This window comes from Kribbella antibiotica (assembly GCF_004349055.1).
Classification (GTDB): domain Bacteria; phylum Actinomycetota; class Actinomycetes; order Propionibacteriales; family Kribbellaceae; genus Kribbella; species Kribbella antibiotica.
The window spans coordinates 16818-36544 of the sequence record NZ_SMKX01000055.1 but is presented as its reverse complement, the minus strand read 5'-3'; the positions used below and the strand labels follow the sequence as shown (position 1 = coordinate 36544).

Below are 19727 nucleotides of genomic sequence, written 5' to 3'. Positions count from 1 at the left end.
CAGATGTCCACCAGCACCGGCAGGGAAACTGTCGACAGGCAGCGACAGCGGGCCGAACGCGGGGTCGGGACCACCCGCAAACCCGGCGGCAAGCTTCCGACGAACAGCAAGCGGCGGCGGCCGGCGGTTGCGGCCCTTGCTGCATTGCTGATCGTCGGCGGGGCGTTGATCGCGGGGTTGCTGGCGGTACGGATGGACGAGCGCGAGGCCGTCGTCCAGCTCCGCAACAATATCGGGGCGGGTCAGCAGATCACCCGGAAGGATCTTGCCGAGACGCGGGTGGCGGGTGACTCGCTGCGTGTGGTTCGGGTCGACCAGTTGAGCCAGATCCTCGATCGGTACGCGAAGGTCAACATGCTCAAGGGGCAACTGCTGGATCCGCTGCAGGTCACTCCCGTCGCACCGATCGGCGAGGGCAAGGCCGAGGTCGGCATCGTCCTGATCGGTGGCCGGATCCCGGCCGGAGGGCTGCAGCGAGGCGACCTGGTCGAGCTGATCAAGATCACGAACGGAACCGCGGGGGCGCCGGTGTCGATCGGTACCGGGACGGTGCTCGAGGTGCCCGAACAGTCGGCGACCGGATCTGGGCTGGGGGAGAAGGCAACGACGGCCCAGAGCGCCACGGTGCTGGTGGACAAGACCCTGATCAAGGCGATTACTGATGCCTCAGGCAACAACCGGATCGCAGCGGCAGTCCTGAAGCGCGGTATGTCGGTGGAGCCGAAGTAATGGGGCTTTTCGTGATGGCGGCGGCGAAGGGCTCGCCGGGAGTGACGACGTCGGCGGTGGCGCTGGCGGGGTCCTGGCCGGGCGATCCGATCCTCGCGGACCTCGATCCGGCCGGCGGTGACATCGCGCTGCGGTACCGCGACCAGGCCGGCGTACCGCTTGATCCGGAGCGCGGTCTGTTGTCCTTGGGTGCGGCGGTGCGGCGGGGAAGCACCGAGGTTCAGCTCGGAGACCACGTGCAGATGCTGGCGGGTGGTCTCGAGGTGGTCGTCGGGGTCACGTCGCCCAGCCAGGTGCAAGGGCTCGGGCCGGCGTGGCAGCATCTGGCCCGCATGTTCCGCAGCGTTCCGGGGCGGGACGTCATTGCTGACTGCGGTCGGCTGATGCCTGGGTCCGCGACGGTTCCAGTCCTGCAAAATGCTGATGCCCTGTTGCTGGTTGCGCGGCCCACGGTCGAGGGCCTGTCGCACCTGCGGGAGCGGATCCGCGGTTTCTCCGAGGTGCTCCAACTCGGCACGTACGACGCCATCCCGGTCGGCGTGGCGCTGATTGCGTCGTACCGGGACACCCACGTGGTCAGTGAGGTCCAGGGGATCTTGGACCGAGCTCGGCTGTCTGCCACTGTGCTCGGCATTCTGGCCGAGGACACCAAGGCCGCCGAGGCGGTTCGGACCGGTGACGGCCGGAAGGCCAGGACATCGTTGTTGTTGCGTTCGGCGGCCGATCTCGCGGAGCGTCTCCGAGCGCTGGCCCGGCAGAACGCCAAAGCCGCTGAAGGCTGGGGAGCTGCCTGATGGATCAGTCGCTGGTACGGCGGTTGCGCGAAGAGGTTGCCGAGGTTCTGGCGCGGCAACGTCGGGAGGACACGGCCAACGGCCTGCCCCTGATGACCGCCGAAGACGAGCGTCAGTTCGCTCGGGCCGTGGTGGGCCGGGTGCTGGAGACGCATGCTCGGGGCGAGATCGCCTCCGGCCGCACTCCACCGAGTGCCGTTGAGGAGCAAGAGCTTGCCGACGGCATCCATGCCGCACTGTTCGGCGTCGGCCGGCTGCAGCCGCTGCTCGACGACCCGATGGTCGAGAACATTGACATCAATGGCTGCGACAAGGTCTTCATCGGGTTCGCCGACGGCCGCGAGGAGCTCGGCCCGCCGGTTGCCGAGTCCGACGACGAACTGGTCGAGCTGATCCAGACTCTGGCGGCGTACTCGGGCCTGGCCAGCCGCCCGTTCGACTCGGCCAACCCGCAGCTGGACCTGCGGCTCCCGGACGGGAGCCGGCTGTCGGCGCTGATGGGTGTTTGTGCGCGGCCGTCGCTGTCGATCCGGCGGGCCCGGCTGTCCCGGGTGAGCCTGGACATGCTGGTTCAGTACGGCACGATGTCGCCGGACCTGGCCTCGTTCCTGTCCGCCGCCGTCGCGGCCCGGAAGAACATCATGATCGCCGGTGCGACCAACGCCGGTAAGACCACCTTGCTGCGCGCGCTGGCCAACGAGATCCCGCCCGACGAGCGGCTGGTCACCGTCGAGCGGGCGCTGGAGCTCGGCCTTGGCGAGTTCGAAGACCTGCACCCGAACGTGTTGTCGCTGGAGGAGCGGCTGGCGAACTCGGAGGGGCAGGGCGCCATCGTGATGGCAGACCTGGTCCGCCGGAGCCTGCGCATGAACCCGAGCCGGGTGATCGTCGGTGAGGTGCTCGGCGACGAGATCGTCACGATGCTGAACGCGATGAGCCAGGGCAACGACGGTTCGCTGTCGACGATCCACTCGAACTCCTCGCTGGAGGTCTTCAACCGCATCTGCACCTACGCGATCCAGTCGGCCGAGCGACTGCCGGCCGACGCGACCATGATGCTGATCGCGGGAGCGATCGACTTCGTGGTGTTCGTCGAGCGCCGCAACGAGTTCGCGACCGGTGGTGAGCTGCGCCGGATCATTACCTCGGTCCGCGAGGTCAACGGTGTTGACGGTCACGTGCTGTCCAGCGAGATCTTCAAGGCCGGACCCGACGGTGTGATCGTGTCGGCCGCGCCGATCAGCTGCCTGCCCGAACTCCAGGCGGTCGGCTACGGCGGTACGGCGCCGGCCGGGTGGGCCTCATGACGGCTCCGTCGGTCAACCTGCTGCTGATCGTCCTGCTTGGCGCGCTGGTCGGTGGCGGCATCCTGCTGCTCGTCCTGGCGCTGATCCCGCGCGAGGACGACGAGGAGATGAAACCGCCGTCGGCGTTGCTTATCGCGCTCCGCAAGGCCGGTGTCCGGTTGCCGATCGCCGCTGGCGTCGGGCTGCTGATCCTGTTGCTCACGCGCTGGCCGGTGGCCGCCGTGGCGATGGGATTCCTGGTGTTCGTCTGGCCCGCGCTGTTCGGTGGAGCCGGTGCGGAGGCGAAGGCGATCAGCCGTCTGGAGGGGCTGGCCGGCTGGACCGAGTCTCTGCGGGACACGGTGGCGGGCGCGGTCGGTCTCGAGCAGGCCATCCCGGCCACGGCGTACGCCGCCTCGCCTGCGATCTCGAAGGAACTGACTGCACTGGCGGACCGGCTCAGGGTGCGTGTCCCCCTGCCTCAGGCCCTTCAGCGTTTCGCTGACGAGATGGACGACTCCAGTGTCGACCTCATCGTCGCGAGCCTGATCCTGAACTCCAGGCTGCGCGGGCCCGGTCTGCGCGAGGTGCTCACCTCGCTGTCGGAGTCGGCCCGGGCCGCGCTCGACATGCGTCAGCGGGTCAACGCCGGCCGGCGCAGCACCCGGCGCAGTGTCCAGATCGTCATGGGCGTCACGGTTGTGGTCGTGCTCGGTCTCTCGCTGTTCAACAAGCCGTACGTCAAGCCCTATTCGTCACCCGTCGGCCAGTTCGTGCTGCTGATCATCCTCGGCCTGTTCGCCCTGGGGTTCTTCTGGCTGCGGCGGCTGTCCACCTTCGAGGTGCCTGAACGTTTCCTGCATGCCCGTGACCGGGTCCCGGACCGGGGCGGTGTGCGATGACGCTGGTGATGGTGGCGGGCGCCTTGGTCGGCGCCGGAATTCTGGTTCTGATCCAGTACATCGGAAGCTCGGCCCCGAGCGGTGCGGCGGGATTGCTGCAGCTGGATGCGGACCGGCGGCGCTACCGCCGCGAGGTGAGTCTGACCGCTGATCGCCGGCACCAGGAGGAGTCGCTGCGGATGCGGCGGCTCGGGGCCGGCCTGCGCCGGGCATTCGATGCCCGAGGCATCCAGCTGCCGACCTCGGTCCGCGCCGACCTCGGCATCTCCGGACGGTCCCTGGAGACCCATCTGGCGACCAGCCTGGTGGGTGCGCTGGTCGGCTTCGTCGTGCCGTTCTTCGTGCTGCTGCCGGTCAGCGTCGTGACCGGGAGCCTGCCGGGGATCGTTCCGATCTGGCTGGCCCTGATCGGCGCGGCGGTCGGTGCCCTGCTGCCGACAGCCCAGTTGCGGGCCGTTGCGGCCGACCGGCGACGGGACTTCCGGCACGTGGTCAGCTCCTTCCTGGATCTTGTCGCGATGAATCTGGCCGGCGGTCGCGGCGTACCGGAGGCGTTGTCGTCGGCCGCCGGAATCAGTGACGGCTGGGCATTCGTCCGGATCCGTGACACCCTCGAAACGGCCCGGTTGCAAGGCGTCACGCCCTGGGCGGCGCTCGGTGAGCTCGGTGACGAGGTCTCGATCGATGAACTACGTGATCTTTCGGCGGCGCTGGCCCTGGTCGCCGAGGACGGCGCAAAGGTACGCGACTCGCTGGTGGCCCGGGCCATCTCGATGCGTCGGCGGGAACTCGCCGACACCGAAGGCCGTGCCCAGGCACGGTCCCAGTCCATGCTTATGGCACAGATGTTGCTGTGTGTCGGATTTCTGCTGTTCCTGACCTATCCAGCGGTAGCCCGTGTGGTCGGGCTGTGAGCCTGACCTGCACCGAGGAGTGATCGACATGTTCAACCCCACCAACCAGGCAATCGTTCTGCTCAAGGTCCTCGTCGAGGGCCGGATCCAGCGTGCCCGCCGGTCGCAAGGCGGTGCATCGGCGGTCGAGTGGGTGCTGATCTCGGCGCTGGTGATCGGGATCGCGATCGCGGTCGGCGCGATCATCATGACCAAGCTGACCGGTAAGGCCAAAAACCTCCCCCTGGGCTGACCGGGTAGCGATGAAACTCTTCGGCCGGAGGCGGGCCCAGCGGAGGCGTGACGAGCGCGGTGCGAGCACCATCGAGCTCGTCCTCTACATGCCCATTCTGATGCTGGCGATCTTCCTCACGATCCAGCTGTCATTGATCTACCTCGGCAACCAGGCTGCCTCCGCGGCGGCACGGGAGACTGCCCGGGTGGCCCGGACGACGCTGGACGCGGGCAAGGCCGAGGTAGCCGGGGTCGAGTACACCACCAAGATCGGCAAGGGCATCCTCGAGGACGTGCAGGTGAGCGTGACCCCGGTCGGCACCCAGCAGGTGCGGGTCGTGGTGACCGGTCACGCGCAGAAGATCACGCCGTTCGTCGACCCGCCGACCGTGACCCAGGTCGTCCAGGCCCCGCTGGAGGAGTTCCGTGCGGGCAACTGAGCGACTCCATGCGCGATGGCGCTCAGACCGCGGCTCGATGGCTGTCGAGATCGTCCTGCTCGCGCCACTGATGGTCGCGTTCATGATGCTGGTCGTGGCCGGTGGCCGTTACGTTGCGGTCCGCGGCGATATCGAGGCCACCACCCGGGACGCTGTCCGCGCGGCCACCCTGGAGAAGGACGAAGGCCGTGCTCTGGCGGTCGTGGCCGACATCACGGCAGCCTCCCTCCAGGACGTCGGCGCCTGCTCCGGGCCGGAACTGAGCGGTGCCTTCGTGTCCGGCGGCATGCTGACCGTCACCATCAGTTGTGAGGTCTCGTACGACGGGCTCGGGCTGATCGGCCTGCCCGGCTCGAAGACCGTGACGATCAGCAGCTCGGCACCGATCGACACCTTCCGGGAGACACGATGACACTGCTCGGCCGACGGCCGTGCGGGCGGCGCCGGAGTCAGCGTGGCTCCGCGACGATCTTCATGCTCGGATTCGCCACTGTCCTGATGGTCGGGGCCGGCATCGTGATCGACGGCGGTCTCGCCCTCAACAAGCGCAGTCAGCTGACTGACGATACCGAGCAGGCGGCCCGCTCGGCAGCGAACGCGATCGACGTTCCCGCGCTGCGCAACCTCCAGGAGGTCCGGGTCGATCCGGGTCAGGCCACCGCGGTGGCCACCAACTTCCTCGGCGACCGGGGCTACACGGACATCTCGGTCGTTGTGGACGGCAACGAGGTGAGTGTGTCGGCGCAGACGACGGTGGACACGGCGATCCTGTCGCTGATCGGCATCAGCACGTTCACGATCCGCGGTAACGCCACCGCGGTACCCCAGATCGGGATCGGCTAGGAGACGACAAGCATGACGACCCAGCGACCCGGGCCCGGGCGGTTCACCGAGGCACCGGATCCAGGCCGCTTCTACCAGGAGCCACCAGCGGAGCGCCGTTCCACTCCGATGGCGATCCTGGCTGCCCTCGCGCTGCTGCTGCTCGTGATCGGGGTGCCGGTCGCGCTCCTCGTGCTGACCGGACCGCCGCCGTTCCCGCACGGCTGGCCGACTCGCGCGGACCTGACCGCGCCGATCGGTATCGATGCCGTGCTGACCGTGCTGCGGGCCGTTGTCTGGCTGGCCTGGCTGCATTTCAGCGTCTGTGTGGTCGCCGAGGTCGCCAGCGCGGTGCGCGGCCGCGGTGTGCCCCGGCCGATTCCGCTCGGTGGTGGGAGCCAGAGGCTGGCCCGGGTCCTGGTCGGCGCGCTGCTGCTGACCGGGATCGCCGCCGGTCAGGCGGTCGCGGTGACCGGCAGCGTCGGCAGCCCGATCGAGCCGAAGTCGTCCGTCTCGATCTCCGCTACGACCCAGACCGAGAAGCAGGCCGCCGACGAGCACGTGGACGTGAACCGATTCACTCCGCAGCACTCGACGAAGGCGACGAGCAAGGATCCGCTGGCTGGCAAGAGGGTCTACGTCGTGAAGGCCCCGCACGGGCACCATCACGACAGCCTCTGGGACATCGCCGACAAGCACCTCGGCGACGGTCGACGCTACAAGGAGATCTACGAGCTCAACAAGGAGCGGGTCCAGCCCGACGGCCAGCACCTGCACCTCGCACGGCTGATCCAGCCCGGCTGGACGCTGGTCATGCCCGAGGACGCCACCGGAGTCGAGCGACAGCCGGCCGAGCACGTTCCGGCACCGGTCCGGACCGCGTCCGATACGCACCAGACCGACACGCCGAATCCTGGGGTGGACACCCCAGACATCGAACAGGCCGGCGGCGGAGATGGCGGCGACGGGAAGGACGGTGGCATCCACCAGCCGCCGACCGGTGGCGGCGAGCACCAGCCGGCCGGCGACAACGGCCAGCAGGACTCACGCTGGCGGCTTCCGAATGATCTGCTCGGCGGTGGTCTGGTTGCAGCCGGTCTGCTCGGCCTGCTTCTCGTGGAGCGGTACCGACGGCGTGGCCGCGACCCGGAGCCAGCAGCCACGGTCGCCGAGGTTGCATTGCGAGCGGGCGCAGACCCGGCCCGGTCCGAGGCCCTCGATCGGGCGCTCCGTGGCCTGGTCGGCCAGTGCGATGCGGTCGGGGTTCCGTTGCCGCCGCTGTTTGCCGCCGCGGTCGACGACTACGCCATCGAGTTGTTGCTGGCGCCTCCGCGTACGGATGCGCCGGCCTCTTGGCAGGTGCTCGACGACGGCCGACGCTGGCGGCTGGAACGGTCGGAGATCGCGGCCGATGCGACCGGCCCGGCGCCGTACCCGGCCCTGGTCTGTCTCGGTCGCGACCAGCACGAGCGCGATGTGCTGGTCGACCTCGAGGCCGCCGGCGGTGCGTTGAGCGTCCGCGGTGACTCGGTCGTTGCCCGAGAGGTTGCAACCTCGGTCGCGGTGCAGTTGGCGACGAACCCCTGGGGTGACCAGCTCCGGGTGACCACGTCCGGACTGCCGGACTCGGTCGGTGAGGTACTCGCGGATCGGCTCCGGGTGGTTCCGGACATCGACCTGGTGCTGCCCGACTTCGAGCTGGGCGGGATGGAGGCCGAGGTGCTCACGGGCCGGGTCAGCCGGTCGGCGGACGCTTCACCGCAGTACGTCGTCCTGGGTGCGCCACCGGACGAGGACACCGCGCGGAGGCTCGCAGTACTGGCTGCTCAGCCGCGGGCCGGGTTCGGCCTGATGGTCGCGGGTGACGTGACCGGTGCCCGTTGGCAGCTGCAGGTGGACGAGTCGGGCACGCTTCTGATCCCGGCGCTCGGGTTGGTGCTCTCGGCCAGCAGGCTTTCCGAGCCCACCGTCGAGCTGGTCACCGAACTGCTCGCCGCGGCCCGGACCTCGACCCAGCTCCCGTCCGGTGGCAGCCGGGTTCGGATTCCACCGACCGGCAGCTCCGGCGACGACTCGAACTGGGTCACTGCCAGCGTCCGGGTCGGTGTCCTTGGCGCGGTCGAGGTTCGCAGCCCGTATGCCTTCGAGGCCGAGCGGTTGCCCTTGGCAATGGAGATCGTGACCTTCATCGCGCTGCACCCCGGCGGCGTTCACCCGAGCGTGCTGGGCGCTTCGGTCTGGCCGCGTGGCGTCACGTCCGACGTGCGGGACGCGACCGTCGAGCGGGTCCGGCAGTGGCTCGGCACGGACTCACAAGGTGGACACCACTTGCGTCAGGACGTGAACGGGCGGCTGTACCTCGGGCCTGAGGTGGCCGTCGACTGGGACTGCTTCTGCGACCTGGTCCGGCGCTCGCGGACCGCACAGACGGTGCGGGACGAGCGGGAGCTGTTACGGCGCAGCCTGCACCTGGTACGTGGTGCGTTCCTCAGCGGCCGGCCACGGGGCGGCTACTCGTGGATCGCGCGCGTTCACCTCGAACGGATCGTGCCGGACCTGGTGGTCGACACAGCCCACCGGCTGTCCCAGTTGGCCCTGGGGGACGACGACCCTGCTGGAGCGGTCAGTGCTGCTCGGGCCGGGCTCCGGCTGGCTTCGAGCTCCGATCTGATGTGGCGGGACCTGCTCATTGCTGAGCACCGGTACGGCGGTACTGCCGCGGCGGAGAAGGTGGTTGAGACGTTGGGGGAGGGCGTGCTCAAGCACGGTCTGGTCCTCAGTCCGGAAACCGAAGCTCTGATCGACGAACTGCTGCCGACAGATGCGAGCCGGGCTCGGCGGGCTGGCTGACTCTCAGCTGGATTTGCTGGTGAGCCGCGTGTGCTGAAGCGCGACTTGGGTGGTGATGAGGGCGGTGTCCGGGGTGATGGGTGTGTTGAGGGGCGCCGATTGGCGGACTGACAGGAGCGCGACCAAGTTGCCCGCGGTGAAGCTGGCTTCGGCGATGGCTTCGGTCTTCTCGGTGCCTGCGTCATAGGCGGCGTGGGCGTTGCTGAGGGCGCCGGGGACCTGGAACGGGTGGTCGCGGGTCTCCTGGCGCCAGAGGCCGGCCTGGAGGATCTTTGCCTTGGCGGGGTTGGCGGCCTTGAAGAGCTGAATGACGTAGCGCTTCTTCTTGTCGGGGCTGAGCCTCGTGGCGCGGTAGCCGGTGGCGAAGCCGGCGTTCAGGAGGAGCGCGCGGTCCAGGGCCGGCTCGGCGGAGTAGTTCGCCAGGTAGGTCTCGGTGGTGAAGGGGCCGGTGGTGTTCTTCGGGTCGGCAATGTAGCCCGCTGGGAGCGCGACCAGACCGGCCAGGGCGCTGGGCGCGGGTTGCTCAGCCACTGCGGCGGGGGCAGCGGCTGGGCGCACGGAAGCGCCCGCGTCGTTGCCGCAGGCGGTGACGCCGAGCAGCAGAGCGGTTACTACGGCGGCTATACCAGGAGCCGAGCGGTTCACGAGCCCCATCCGAGCAGGCAGAAGTGAACAACGGCCGAACTACCGGTGTGAATCGGCCTTCACTGCGGTGATACGGCGCAGGGCGGACTTCGGGGTCATCGGTTCGCAGCCGGCTTCGACGCAGCGGCGGACGACCTGAGGGTCGTCGCGCAGCAGCAGGAGACCGCGGCGGAGCAGGGTGAACGGGGGCTTGCGGTGTTCCCGGAGGTCGCGCTGGAAGCGGCGGACGAAGGTGACGAGCCGGTGGTGCCGCACACAGATGGCTACAGCGAGTAGACCGCGATCCCTGAGCTCACTGGTGATCTGGTCGGCAAAGATGCCTTCGGCAATGATCAGCGGGGAGGCTTCGGTGCTGAACTCGCGGTGGCCGACGGTGCCGTCGGCGGAGATCTCGTAGATCGGCATGTCGGCCTCGCCGGTCCGGCACAGCTGCTCGAGAGCGGCCACGGCACGCGCGCCGTCCCAGGAGGAGGGGTCATCCCAGTCGACGATGCCGAGCGGGGAGCGCGGCATTGCCTCGTCGTCGCCGTCCCGGTAGAAGTCGTCCAGGCGCACGACCGGCAGCCCGGTCAGCTCCGCCAATCGCGACTTCCCGGCCCCGGACGGCCCGGCCAGCAACACCACACGCGCACTCACCCGCACCATTCTCCGGTACGGGTCGGTAACGGTGAACCACCCCCTAGCGATACTCAGGTGTGCCGAAGCTGAAGCTGGGAGCAGTCCTGTACGCGCTGGTCGCGATCGCAGGAGTCGTGCAGTTGGTGCGGGCGGTCCGGCATGACGATCCATGGCAGGAGGCGCACGGTTGGCAGTACGGCGCGACGGTCGCGGTACTCGCGTTGACGACCGGGCTGCTTCTCGTCGGTGCGGTGACCCGGTGGGGGCTGATCTCCGACAACGGTCCGTGGATCTGCCAGAACGGCTGGATCGTGCTGATCGCGCTCACGGTGCTGGCCTTCGGCCTGGCTCTCCTGATGGACGGCGGTCAGGCCTGGCCGGTCGGGCCGGCGGTGTTCCTGCCGCATTTCGTGCGGAAGCTGCAGGAGAACTACTACGCGGGCCAGCAGGAAGCTAGCGCAGCAGCGCGTCCTGCAGCGCCTGAGCCTGGCGAGTGAACCATGCGTCGGTGCGGGCGGTCAGGTCGGATTCGCCGGTGGTCCACCGCTGGTGGAACCAGGGATGCCCGGTCTCGGAACCGCGGCGGACGTAGTCCATACACCAGACGTGGTTGTCCGCCGTTGCCGCGACGAGCCGCCGGCGATCGGCCTCGTCCAGCCCGTAGGTGTCCGCGAAGCGACGCAGCCGACTGAGCGCGCGTCCCCGCCGTACGTCGTGAATGTCGTCGGCCGGACGCAGCGGCGCCCACAGCCGGATCGCGGCGGCGACGTCCCATAGCCCTGATCCCGGCCCGGCTAAATCGAAGTCGATCAGGGCGACCGCAACGCCGTCCCGGAACACGATGTTGTCCAGGTTCGGGTCGTTGTGGCTGACCGTCCCGTCCACGTACGCCGCGGGCACCGGCTCAGCCCACTCGTAGTCCGCAGCCGCAAACCCGGCGACGGCTTCGTGGTACGAACGCAGCAGCACGGCCACGCTGTCCAGCGCCGCATCCGTCATCGACCACTCCGGGTACGGCGGCGTGACCGTCTCACCCGGTACGTACGTCAGCACCTCCCGACCCTGGTCGTCGACATCCAGGAACCGCGGTGCACCGGTGAATCCCACGTCCTCCAAATGCCGCAGTACGGCGTGAGTCGCGGGACTGCTGACCCGGAGCGGTCGCCGGACGGTATCGCGGACCCGGACGACGAGTCCCCGATTGGCGGTGCCGCCGAGCAAGGGGGTTTCCACTTCGCCCATGGTGGGCTAGGTGACCTCGTCCAGCAAGGCGCGTGCGAGGGGACTGTGGGTAACGATTCCGTTCACCAACCCGCTGCGCACCGCGGCCCGCACCGCCTCGACCTTCCCGAGACCGTACGGAATCGCGATCACCTCGTCGATCGCGTTCATCTGCTCGGCGTTGATCGCGATCACCCGATCAGTCACCTTGCTCTGCACCGGGACGCCCTTCGCATCCACGAACACTCCGGAGATGTCCGCCACGACACCACGTCTCTGCAGCTGCTCACACGCGTTCTCGTCCATGGCGTCGTACAGGGTGGATTGGCCGGGCGCCCATGAGCCCAGCCCCACAACGGCTTTGGTGACGGAGTCGAAATGCCCGATCGCCTCGGCGACCTCGGGCTGCTGCCGCAGGGCACGCGCGGTCGTTGCCTCCGGTACGACGAGGGGTGCATAGAACAGGTATGCCGGTCCACCGGACAGCCGGGCGGTGTGTCGCACGAGCTCGACCGAGTTCGCCTCGACGTCTGGTCGGCTGAGTGCACCGGTGAGCTGCACGACCGGCACGCGAGCGAGTGAGGTGAGCTGGTCGGTCATCGCCGTGACGGCGCGCGCCCAGGCCAGCCCCAGTACGTCGTCGGTCGTGACAATCTCGGTGAGCAGCTCCGCCGCGGCCTTGCCCAGTTGCAATCGGAGTGCGGCCGGGTCGACCTCCGGCGTGTCCACGACGATCGCGCGCCGCAACCCGAAGGTCTCCTGGAGGCGGGCGGACAGGTCGAGGTCGACGTTGCCCGGATGGCTGATCTCGATCCGCACCAGCCCACTGCTGCGCGCCTGGTCGAGCAGCCGCGCGACCTTGAACCGGCTGAGCCGGAACTCGTCGGCGATCTCGACCTTCGACCGGCCGTCGACGTAGTACCGGCGCGCGATCGACGCCGTCAGCACCAGCTGGGCCGGTCCCCCCGCGATGGGTTCCATCACACCTCCCGAAACCGTCTGCTCATATGAGCGGAGCTGCGCACCAGTGTTGCACAGACTCTTGACAGGTCAACCCCCATTCCGCTTCACTCGGGGCAGTGAGCGGAAGCTTGCTCAAATGAGCAGCGATGAGGGAGTGGCTCGTGCCGAGACAGGGACAACGTGTCGGAGCGATTGGTGTCGCACTTCTGGTGAGTGCGGTCAGCGGTTGTGCCGGCTGGGGCGGTGGCGCCGGTGGTGGTGGCGCCGACAGCATCAACGTGCTGATGGTGAACAACCCGCAGATGGTCGATCTGCAACAGCTGACGGCGGACAACTTCACCAAAGAGACCGGCATCAACGTGAACTTCACGGTGCTGCCGGAGAACGACGTCCGGGACAAGATCAGTCAGGAGTTCTCCAGCCAGGCCGGTCAGTACGACGTGGCGACGCTGAGCAACTTCGAGATCCCGATCTACGCCAAGAGCAAGTGGATCGCGCCGCTGTCCGACCACATCGCGAAGGACCCGAAGTTCGACCAGGACGACATCCTGAAGTCGATGACCGAGTCGCTGTCCGGTGAGGATGGCAAGGTGTACGGCGAACCCTTCTACGGCGAGTCGTCATTCCTGATGTACCGCAAGGACGTGCTCGAGGCGAAGGGCGTCACGATGCCCGCCAAGCCGACCTGGGACGAGGTCGCGGACATCGCGGCCAAGGTCGACAACGCCCAGCCCGACATGCGCGGCATCTGCCTGCGCGGTCAGCCCGGTTGGGGTCAGATCTTCGCGCCGCTCACGACCGTGGTGAACACCTTCGGCGGCACCTGGTTCACGAAGGACTGGCAGGCGCAGGTGAACTCGCCCGAGTTCACCGCGGCGACCAAGTTCTACGTCGACCTGGTCCGCGCGCACGGCGAGCGCGGTGCGCCGCAGGCTGGCTTCACCGAGTGCCTCAACAACCTCATCCAGGGCAACGTCGCCATGTGGTACGACGCGACGTCGGCCGCCGGATCGCTGGAGGCGCCGAACTCACCCGTCAAGGGAAAGATCGGCTACGCCCCGGCGCCGGTGAAGGCGACCGACAGCTCGGGTTGGCTGTACGCGTGGTCGTGGAGCATCCAGCAGGCCAGCAAGAAGCAGGACAACGCCTGGAAGTTCATCTCGTGGGCCTCCAGCAAAGAGTACGAGCAGCTGGTCGGCGAGAAGCTCGGCTGGTCCCGCGTCCCGGCCGGTAAGCGGGCCTCGACGTACGAGAACCCGGCGTACCTGAAGGAGGCCGAGGCCTTCGCGGCGCCGACCAAGGCGGCCATCGAGACGGCCGATCCGAAGAATCCGGGCACGCAGCCGCGGCCGGCGATCGGGATCCAGTTCGTCGACATCCCGGAGTTCCCGGATCTCGGCACCCAGGTCAGCCAGGACGTGAGCTCGGCGATCGCGGGGCGGATGACTGTGGACGAAGCGCTGAAACGCGGGCAAGTGCTCGCCGACGACGTCGCCGAGCGGTATCGCTCGCGCGCGGCGAAGTGAGGGGAGTGAGCCATGTCTGTTGACACGAAAGATGCGCCGTCGAAGCCGAAGCACTCCGGGACGCAAACCGGGTCGTTCATGCGTAAGACCGGTGACTGGGCGCGGCGGGCGCCGCTGCTGCCCGCGCTGATCTTCATGATTGTCGTGACCCAGCTGCCGTTCCTGGTCACGCTGTTCACGTCCTTCATGGACTGGAACGCCTACTACCCCGACGAGCGCGGGTTCGCCGGGATCGACAACTTCCGTCGGGTGCTCACCGATGCCAACACCCGGCATGCCATCTGGGTGACGATCCTCCTCACGGCAGGCGTCGTACTGATCAGTCTGCTGCTGGGGCTGGGAATCGCGCTGTTGCTCGACCGCAAGTTCCGCGGCCGGGGTGCGGTGCGGACGATGATGATCACGCCGTTCCTCGTCGTACCGGTGGCGGCCGCACTGCTCTGGAAGCACGCGCTGTACAACCCGTCGTACGGGCTGTTCAACGGGGTGCTGAAGTGGATCTTCGGTGAGAACGCGCCGCAGCCGGACTGGATCAGTAACCAGCCGTTGTGGTCGATCATCTTCGCGCTGGTCTGGCAGTGGACGCCGTTCATGATGCTGATCCTGCTGGCCGGGCTGCAGAGCCGGCCGCTCGACGTGATCGAGGCCGCCGGGATCGACGGCGCCAACCAGTGGGAGATCTTCCGCTACATGACGCTGCCGCATCTTCGGCAGTACTTGGAACTGTCCGCGCTGCTCGGCTCGATCTACGTGGTGCAGAACTTCGATGCGGTCTTCACGATCACGTCCGGCGGACTCGGTACGGCGAACCTTCCGTACACGATCTACCAGACCTTCTACACCGCTCACGACTACGGACGCGCTTCCGCGGCCGGCGTCATCGTGGTGATCGGCACGATCGCGATCGCGACCTTCGCACTCCGGTCCGTGTCCACCTTGTTCCGAGAGGAGAGCGGCAAATGAGCAGCGGGGTGACAATCGTTACTGGTAAGAAGAATCGGGGCGGTGGGTTCGTCCTCAGCGGCCTCGCCTGGGTCGTCGGCATCCTGTTCGTAATGCCGGTGTTGTGGATGCTGCTGACCTCGTTCCACTCCGAGGAGGACGCAGCGAAGAACCCGCCGGACATCGCGGCTCCGCTGTCTCTCGGTGGCTACAAGGCGTTCTTCGACACCGGCCCCTGGCCGTCGCTGGCGAACTCGTTGACGGCGAGTGTGCTGTCCACGGCGTTGGTGATCCTGCTGGCGTTCCCGGCGGCGTACGCGCTGTCGATCCGGCCGGTGAAGAAGTGGACCGACGTCCTGTTCTTCTTCCTGTCCACGAAGATGCTGCCGGTGGTGGCCGGGCTGCTCCCGATCTACCTCTTCGCCCAGTCGGTGAACTTCCTGGACAACATCTGGTTGCTGATCATTCTCTACACGTCGATGAACCTGCCGATCGCGGTCTGGATGCTGCGCAGCTTCCTGTCCGAGGTCCCGGTCGAGATCCTCGAGGCCGCGTCTGTCGACGGTGCCTCGATCACCAGGACCTTGCGATCCGTGGTCGCGCCGGTGGTCACTCCGGGAATCGCCTCCGCCGCGCTGATCTGTTTCATCTTCAGCTGGAACGAGTTGCTGTTCGCCCGAGTGCTGACCGGCACAGTGGCGCAGACGGCGCCGGTGTTCTTGACTGGGTTCGTGACCAGCCAAGGATTGTTCCTCGCCAAGGTGTGTGCCGCGTCGATCGTGGTCTCGCTGCCCGTGCTCATCGCCGGCTTCGCGGCCCAGGACAAGCTCGTCCAGGGTCTGTCGCTGGGAGCGGTCAAGTGACCCAGCTGAACACTGCCGCGTTGAGTGCCCTCGGCAACGACATCGCCGTACCGGCTTATGACCGTACGGCGGTATCACCGGGCATCGTGCACTTCGGGGTCGGTGGCTTCCACCGGGCGCACCAGGCGATGTATCTCGACTCGCTGATGAATGACGGGAAGGCCCTCGACTGGGGCATTGTCGGGGTCGGCGTGCTGCCGCACGACAAGCGGATGGCCGACGTACTGTCCGCGCAGGATCACCTGTACACGCTGGTGATCAAGCATCCGGACGGGACTCTCGAGCCGCGGGTGATCGGCTCGATCGTGGACTACCTGTTCGCGCCGGACTCAGCTGAAGCGGTCCTCGAGCGGTTGGTCGACCCCGCGACCCGGATCGTCTCGCTGACGATCACCGAGGGTGGGTACCACGTGAACCAGGTGACGGGGGAGCTGGACACGTCCGACGCCGGGCTGGCCGCTGATCTCGAACCGGGTGCGACGCCGGGGAGCGCGTTCGGGTTCGTGGTCGAGGCGCTGGCCCGGCGACGGGCGGCCGGGATTCCGCCGTTCACGGTGATGTCCTGCGACAACATCCCGGGCAATGGGCATGTGGCTAAGAAGATGCTCGCGGCCTTCGCGCGATTGAAGGATGCCGACCTGGCCTCGCACTTGGAGAATGAGGTGCGGTTCCCGAACTGCATGGTCGACCGGATCACCCCGGTCACCACTGACGGTGATCGCTCGGCGCTTTCCTCGACTTTCGGAGTTGAGGACGGCTGGCCGGTGGTGTGCGAGCCGTTCACGCAGTGGGTGCTCGAAGACGACTTCGGGGGTGAGCGACCGGCGTACGAAGAGGTCGGCGTTCAGATCGTCGACGATGTCGAGCCGTACGAGTTGATGAAGCTGCGGTTGCTGAACGCGTCGCATCAGGCCTTGTGTTACCTGGGGTATCTGTCCGGCTACCGGTATGCGCACGAGGTGAGCCAGGACAAGCTGTTCATCGACTTCCTCCTCGGTTACATGACCGACGAGGGGTCGCCGACGCTGCCGCCGGTGCCCGGGGTCGACCTGGATCGGTATCGGCATCAGCTGATCGAGCGGTTCGCGAACCCGGAGGTCAAGGACACGCTGGCGCGGTTGTGTGCGGAGAGCTCGGACCGGATTCCGAAGTGGCTGGTGCCGGTGATCCGGGAGCAGCTCGCGGCCGGCCGCGAGATCAAGCGGTCGGCGCTCGTCGTCGCGTCGTGGGCCCGGTACGCCGAAGGTGTCGACGAGCAGGGGGCGCCGATCGAGGTTGTCGACCGCCTGCGCGACAAGCTGGTCGAGCGGGCGCAACTCAACCGATCCGATCCGCTCGCGTTCATCTCGGACCCGGATCTGTTCGGAGATCTGGCTGCGGACGAGCGGTTTGTCGCTCAGTACACCGCGGCGCTGCAGTCGCTCCACGAGATCGGCGCGCGGCGGACGGTCGAATCGCTTTAGGGTGGAGCCCGGACCGCCAACACTCACCAAGTCGTCTTGAGGACCCTGCCGCACGCTCAGCTGAGCGTGCGGGGGCTTGCTCGGTGGAGGTTAGTGAGTGGGGGCGGTCCGCCATCGAGATCAGGGAGCCTGAATGAGCGAGCCGAGACTGGTTGCCGGAGTGGACTGTTCCACCCAGGCGACCAAGGTGGTCGTCTGCGATGCCGAGACCGGCGCGGTCCTGCGCGAAGGCCGGGCGCCGCATCCGGACGGCACCCAGGTCGATCCGCAGGAGTGGTGGAAGGCGTGGGAGACCGCGTCGGCCGGCCTGCTCGACGGCGTCGAGGCGATCGCCATCGGCGGTCAGCAGCACGGCATGGTCCTGCTCGACGAGACCGGCTCAGTCGTCCACCCGGCAGTGCTGTGGAACGACACCAGCTCCGCCGACGCCACCACTGAACTGATCGCTGAACTCGGTGGACCGGAGGCGTGGGCCGAGGCAGTCGGGTCGATGCCGGTGCCCTCCTTCACCGTCACCAAGCTTCGCTGGATGCGCGACACCGCCGCGAGCGACCCGGTACGACGGGATGCGGTCGAGCGGGCGGCGGCCGTCGTACTGCCGCACGACTGGATGACGCACCAGCTCGCCGCCGATCGATCCGGGATCGAGGGCATCACTACTGATCGCGGTGATGCGTCCGGGACTGGATGGTGGTCGCCGGCCACGAACAGTTATCGCGAGGATCTGGTTGAGCGGGCGTTCGGGCGCTCGCTCAAGCTTCCGCGGGTGGCCGGTCCGGCGGAGATCGTCGGCCGTACGGCGGCCGGTGCCGTGCTGGCTGCGGGGACCGGGGACAACGCAGCGGCCGCGCTCGGTCTCGACCTCCAGGTCGGCGATGTCGCGATCTCGCTCGGAACCAGCGGTACGGCGTTCGCTCGTTCCGCGCACGCGACCGCCGACGCTTCAGGTTTCGTGGCCGGTTTCGCGGACGCGACCGGCGAATATCTGCCGCTCGTCTGCACGTTGAACGCCGCCCGCGTGATGTCGGCGACCGCGCAACTGCTCGGGATGACCCTGCCCGAGTTCGACGAGGCGGTGTTGTCGGCACCCGGCAGCCAGGGGCTCGTCCTGCTGCCGTTCCTCGACGGCGAACGCACGCCTGACCTCCCGCACTCCACCGGCCTCGTCTACGGCCTCACCCGAGCCACCGCCCAGCCCGCCATCATGGCGCGCGCCGCGGTCGAAGGACTCCTCTGCGGTCTGGCCGACGCGGTCGACGCGCTCCGTGCCCAGGGCATCCCCGTCAACCGCCTTCTCCTGCTCGGCGGCGGTGCCAAGTCACGTTCCGTCCAGGCCCTCGCTCCGGCTCTCCTCGGCGCCGAAGTCGTCCTGCCCGAGCCGGCCGAATACGTTGCGCTCGGCGCAGCCCGCCAAGCCGCCTGGGCCCTCACCGGTGACCTCCCCACCTGGAACGTCCCCGTCGGCAAGCCCGAGCCGGCTCTCACGGTGGACGCCACCCAGATCCGCGCCAACTACGCCCAAGTCCTCAACAGCACCCGCCCGCTGCTCTCCGCGCCGTACAACGGGAGCTGATCCGGATCGGTAGCCGTCCAAGTGCCGTGAACGACAACCTGGACCCGAATCTTGAGCGGCACTCGTTCAAGCTGCACCCCGACCTGCCTCCCTGGGTCATGCGTTTCGTCGGCGTCGTCCTGGCCGGGATGCTCGTCGTGGTGGGCTCGATCCTGCTGTGGAACGCTGTTGCCCTGGAGGTGCGGGGCGAACACGCCACCGCGACGGCAATGGAGACCAGGACATCCGCCGTCGCCTTCGTCACGCGAGCCGGCGAGCGAGTTGAGACTGGCGCGGGTCTGTGGCGGTCGACCGCGGCCGGCGAGTCTGTAGAGATCGTCTACGACCGGGAGAACCCCACTCAGATCCGTCCCGCCGACGACCCGTTCGCGATCCTCGGCGCTGTCGGCGCCGCTTTCCTCCTGCTACCGCTTTTCTTCCTTCCCCCGATCAATCGCCGGTGCGGACGCCGTGCAACGGGATCCGATCGGGCTGGGCGCGCGTCGTACCGGCTGTGACGGAGGTGAAGCCACGCAAGTGGCGGATGAGCATCGAGGGCGCTTTGGCCTTGGTGGTGGCGGTCGGGTTTGTGGTGGCTGCTTGCGTGCAGAGCGCGGACGTCTACTGGCTGCGCCAGCGCGGCGAGGTTGTCACCGGCACCGTCACGCAGAAACACGAGAGCCGCCGCGGTGACTCGTCGATCAGCGTGCGCTACACAACCCAGGTCGGTGACACCCTCATCGCGGACACCTCGAAGTACAGGTACGCCGAGGTCGACAAGCCGATCGAGGTCCTCTACGACCCGGCGAAGCCGGATCGCATGCAAGCCGCCGACTTCAGCCGCAGCTACAGCTACCCGCTCTACAGTTACGGCAGCTTCGCCGTCTTCGCCCTGCTGCTCGTCCTCCTTGAGCTCCGCTTCGGTTTCCTGACGCAGTTCCGCAAGTTCGGCCGGCATGAGTAGGCGCTCGAGGCAGCGGCGGC

22 protein-coding genes are annotated in these 19727 nt (G+C 67.9%); 18 read left to right on the top strand and 4 right to left on the bottom strand.

The features are described 5' to 3' along the window. Positions 1-3: 3 nt before the first annotated feature. The 10 genes from E1263_RS19965 to E1263_RS19920 are packed head-to-tail and all read left to right on the top strand — an operon-like array spanning position 4 to position 8950. Complete coding sequence (locus E1263_RS19965) at positions 4-729, top strand: hypothetical protein (RefSeq protein WP_132169517.1); 726 nt, start codon at positions 4-6, stop codon at positions 727-729. Continuing rightward, positions 729-1523 (top strand): CpaE/TadZ family protein, encoded by a 795-nt coding sequence (locus tag E1263_RS19960; protein WP_132169515.1) that lies wholly within the window; start codon positions 729-731, stop codon positions 1521-1523. The genes E1263_RS19965 and E1263_RS19960 overlap by 1 nt, the downstream gene beginning before the upstream one ends. After that, positions 1523-2830: a TadA family conjugal transfer-associated ATPase gene (locus E1263_RS19955; RefSeq protein WP_132169513.1), complete on the top strand. Its 1308-nt coding sequence runs from the start codon at positions 1523-1525 to the stop codon at positions 2828-2830. The genes E1263_RS19960 and E1263_RS19955 overlap by 1 nt, the downstream gene beginning before the upstream one ends. Further along, on the top strand, positions 2827-3711 hold the full coding sequence (locus E1263_RS19950; protein WP_132169511.1) for a type II secretion system F family protein: 885 nt from the start codon (positions 2827-2829) through the stop codon (positions 3709-3711). The genes E1263_RS19955 and E1263_RS19950 overlap by 4 nt, the downstream gene beginning before the upstream one ends. Beyond that, positions 3708-4625: a type II secretion system F family protein gene (locus E1263_RS19945; protein WP_132169509.1), complete on the top strand. Its 918-nt coding sequence runs from the start codon at positions 3708-3710 to the stop codon at positions 4623-4625. Before E1263_RS19950 ends, E1263_RS19945 begins: the two co-directional genes overlap by 4 nt. A 28-nt stretch (positions 4626-4653) precedes the next feature. Next, positions 4654-4857 carry a hypothetical protein gene (locus E1263_RS19940; protein ID WP_132169507.1) on the top strand — a complete coding sequence of 68 codons (204 nt, stop codon included), beginning with the start codon at positions 4654-4656 and terminating at the stop codon, positions 4855-4857. A gap of 10 nt (positions 4858-4867) precedes the next feature. Then, entirely contained in the window at positions 4868-5278 is a 411-nt protein-coding gene (locus tag E1263_RS19935) for a TadE family protein (protein ID WP_132169504.1), read from the top strand. Positions 5279-5315: 37 nt separating this feature from the next. Then, complete coding sequence (locus tag E1263_RS19930) at positions 5316-5690, top strand: TadE/TadG family type IV pilus assembly protein (RefSeq protein WP_132169502.1); 375 nt, start codon at positions 5316-5318, stop codon at positions 5688-5690. Then, complete coding sequence (locus tag E1263_RS19925) at positions 5687-6121, top strand: TadE/TadG family type IV pilus assembly protein (RefSeq protein ID WP_132169500.1); 435 nt, start codon at positions 5687-5689, stop codon at positions 6119-6121. The genes E1263_RS19930 and E1263_RS19925 overlap by 4 nt, the downstream gene beginning before the upstream one ends. Before the next feature lie 12 nt (positions 6122-6133). Then, the gene (locus E1263_RS19920) at positions 6134-8950 is read left to right on the top strand and encodes a BTAD domain-containing putative transcriptional regulator (RefSeq protein ID WP_132169498.1); all 2817 of its coding nucleotides are present in this window, start codon (positions 6134-6136) and stop codon (positions 8948-8950) included. A gap of 3 nt (positions 8951-8953) precedes the next feature. Here E1263_RS19920 and E1263_RS19915 read toward each other — a convergent pair whose 3' ends face one another. Continuing rightward, positions 8954-9604, bottom strand: a complete 651-nt coding sequence (locus E1263_RS19915) for a hypothetical protein (protein ID WP_132169496.1) — start codon at positions 9602-9604, stop codon at positions 8954-8956. Positions 9605-9634: 30 nt separating this feature from the next. Next, positions 9635-10231 (bottom strand): uridine kinase family protein, encoded by a 597-nt coding sequence (locus E1263_RS19910; RefSeq protein WP_202868968.1) that lies wholly within the window; start codon positions 10229-10231, stop codon positions 9635-9637. Positions 10232-10290: 59 nt separating this feature from the next. On the opposite strand from E1263_RS19910, the gene E1263_RS19905 reads away from it, so the two are divergent. Continuing rightward, positions 10291-10710 carry a hypothetical protein gene (locus tag E1263_RS19905; protein WP_132169492.1) on the top strand — a complete coding sequence of 140 codons (420 nt, stop codon included), beginning with the start codon at positions 10291-10293 and terminating at the stop codon, positions 10708-10710. Here E1263_RS19905 and E1263_RS19900 read toward each other — a convergent pair. Further along, positions 10667-11455, bottom strand: coding sequence for a phosphotransferase (locus E1263_RS19900; RefSeq protein ID WP_132169490.1), 789 nt, complete (start codon positions 11453-11455; stop codon positions 10667-10669). The two genes, E1263_RS19905 and E1263_RS19900, sit on opposite strands and share 44 nt — an antisense overlap. Positions 11456-11461: 6 nt before the next feature. Beyond that, positions 11462-12415, bottom strand: coding sequence for a sugar-binding transcriptional regulator (locus tag E1263_RS19895; protein ID WP_202868967.1), 954 nt, complete (start codon positions 12413-12415; stop codon positions 11462-11464). 143 nt (positions 12416-12558) lie between these two features. Between E1263_RS19895 and E1263_RS19890 the strand changes: the two genes are divergently transcribed. The 7 genes from E1263_RS19890 (at position 12559) to E1263_RS19860 (ending at position 19707) form a co-directional block, all read left to right on the top strand. After that, positions 12559-13923, top strand: a complete 1365-nt coding sequence (locus tag E1263_RS19890) for an ABC transporter substrate-binding protein (protein WP_238161338.1) — start codon at positions 12559-12561, stop codon at positions 13921-13923. Between the two features lie 12 nt (positions 13924-13935). Further along, entirely contained in the window at positions 13936-14886 is a 951-nt protein-coding gene (locus E1263_RS19885; RefSeq protein ID WP_132169486.1) for a carbohydrate ABC transporter permease, read from the top strand. Positions 14887-14894: 8 nt separating this feature from the next. Continuing rightward, complete coding sequence (locus E1263_RS19880; RefSeq protein ID WP_238161337.1) at positions 14895-15728, top strand: carbohydrate ABC transporter permease; 834 nt, start codon at positions 14895-14897, stop codon at positions 15726-15728. After that, positions 15725-17191, top strand: coding sequence for a mannitol dehydrogenase family protein (locus tag E1263_RS19875; RefSeq protein ID WP_132169482.1), 1467 nt, complete (start codon positions 15725-15727; stop codon positions 17189-17191). Before E1263_RS19880 ends, E1263_RS19875 begins: the two co-directional genes overlap by 4 nt. A 133-nt stretch (positions 17192-17324) precedes the next feature. Continuing rightward, the gene (locus E1263_RS19870; RefSeq protein ID WP_132169480.1) at positions 17325-18764 is read left to right on the top strand and encodes a xylulokinase; all 1440 of its coding nucleotides are present in this window, start codon (positions 17325-17327) and stop codon (positions 18762-18764) included. Between the two features lie 26 nt (positions 18765-18790). After that, complete coding sequence (locus tag E1263_RS19865) at positions 18791-19261, top strand: DUF3592 domain-containing protein (RefSeq protein WP_132169478.1); 471 nt, start codon at positions 18791-18793, stop codon at positions 19259-19261. Beyond that, positions 19258-19707 (top strand): DUF3592 domain-containing protein, encoded by a 450-nt coding sequence (locus E1263_RS19860; protein WP_132169476.1) that lies wholly within the window; start codon positions 19258-19260, stop codon positions 19705-19707. Before E1263_RS19865 ends, E1263_RS19860 begins: the two co-directional genes overlap by 4 nt. Positions 19708-19727 lie beyond the last annotated feature (20 nt).

What these genes read in the sequence shown, in the direction of transcription:
- E1263_RS19920 (WP_132169498.1), top strand. Translation starts at nt 6,134, where the DNA reads ATGACGACCCAGCGACCCGGGCCCGGGCGGTTCACCGAGGCACCGGAT.
- E1263_RS19940 (WP_132169507.1), top strand. Translation starts at nt 4,654, where the DNA reads ATGTTCAACCCCACCAACCAGGCAATCGTTCTGCTCAAGGTCCTCGTC.
- E1263_RS19885 (WP_132169486.1), top strand. Translation starts at nt 13,936, where the DNA reads ATGTCTGTTGACACGAAAGATGCGCCGTCGAAGCCGAAGCACTCCGGG.
- E1263_RS19895 (WP_202868967.1), bottom strand. Translation starts at nt 12,415, where the DNA reads ATGGAACCCATCGCGGGGGGACCGGCCCAGCTGGTGCTGACGGCGTCG.
- E1263_RS19915 (WP_132169496.1), bottom strand. Translation starts at nt 9,604, where the DNA reads ATGGGGCTCGTGAACCGCTCGGCTCCTGGTATAGCCGCCGTAGTAACC.
- E1263_RS19870 (WP_132169480.1), top strand. Translation starts at nt 17,325, where the DNA reads ATGAGCGAGCCGAGACTGGTTGCCGGAGTGGACTGTTCCACCCAGGCG.
- E1263_RS19900 (WP_132169490.1), bottom strand. Translation starts at nt 11,455, where the DNA reads ATGGGCGAAGTGGAAACCCCCTTGCTCGGCGGCACCGCCAATCGGGGA.
- E1263_RS19945 (WP_132169509.1), top strand. Translation starts at nt 3,708, where the DNA reads ATGACGCTGGTGATGGTGGCGGGCGCCTTGGTCGGCGCCGGAATTCTG.
- E1263_RS19965 (WP_132169517.1), top strand. Translation starts at nt 4, where the DNA reads ATGTCCACCAGCACCGGCAGGGAAACTGTCGACAGGCAGCGACAGCGG.
- E1263_RS19925 (WP_132169500.1), top strand. Translation starts at nt 5,687, where the DNA reads ATGACACTGCTCGGCCGACGGCCGTGCGGGCGGCGCCGGAGTCAGCGT.
- E1263_RS19935 (WP_132169504.1), top strand. Translation starts at nt 4,868, where the DNA reads ATGAAACTCTTCGGCCGGAGGCGGGCCCAGCGGAGGCGTGACGAGCGC.
- E1263_RS19960 (WP_132169515.1), top strand. Translation starts at nt 729, where the DNA reads ATGGGGCTTTTCGTGATGGCGGCGGCGAAGGGCTCGCCGGGAGTGACG.
- E1263_RS19930 (WP_132169502.1), top strand. Translation starts at nt 5,316, where the DNA reads ATGGCTGTCGAGATCGTCCTGCTCGCGCCACTGATGGTCGCGTTCATG.
- E1263_RS19950 (WP_132169511.1), top strand. Translation starts at nt 2,827, where the DNA reads ATGACGGCTCCGTCGGTCAACCTGCTGCTGATCGTCCTGCTTGGCGCG.
- E1263_RS19955 (WP_132169513.1), top strand. Translation starts at nt 1,523, where the DNA reads ATGGATCAGTCGCTGGTACGGCGGTTGCGCGAAGAGGTTGCCGAGGTT.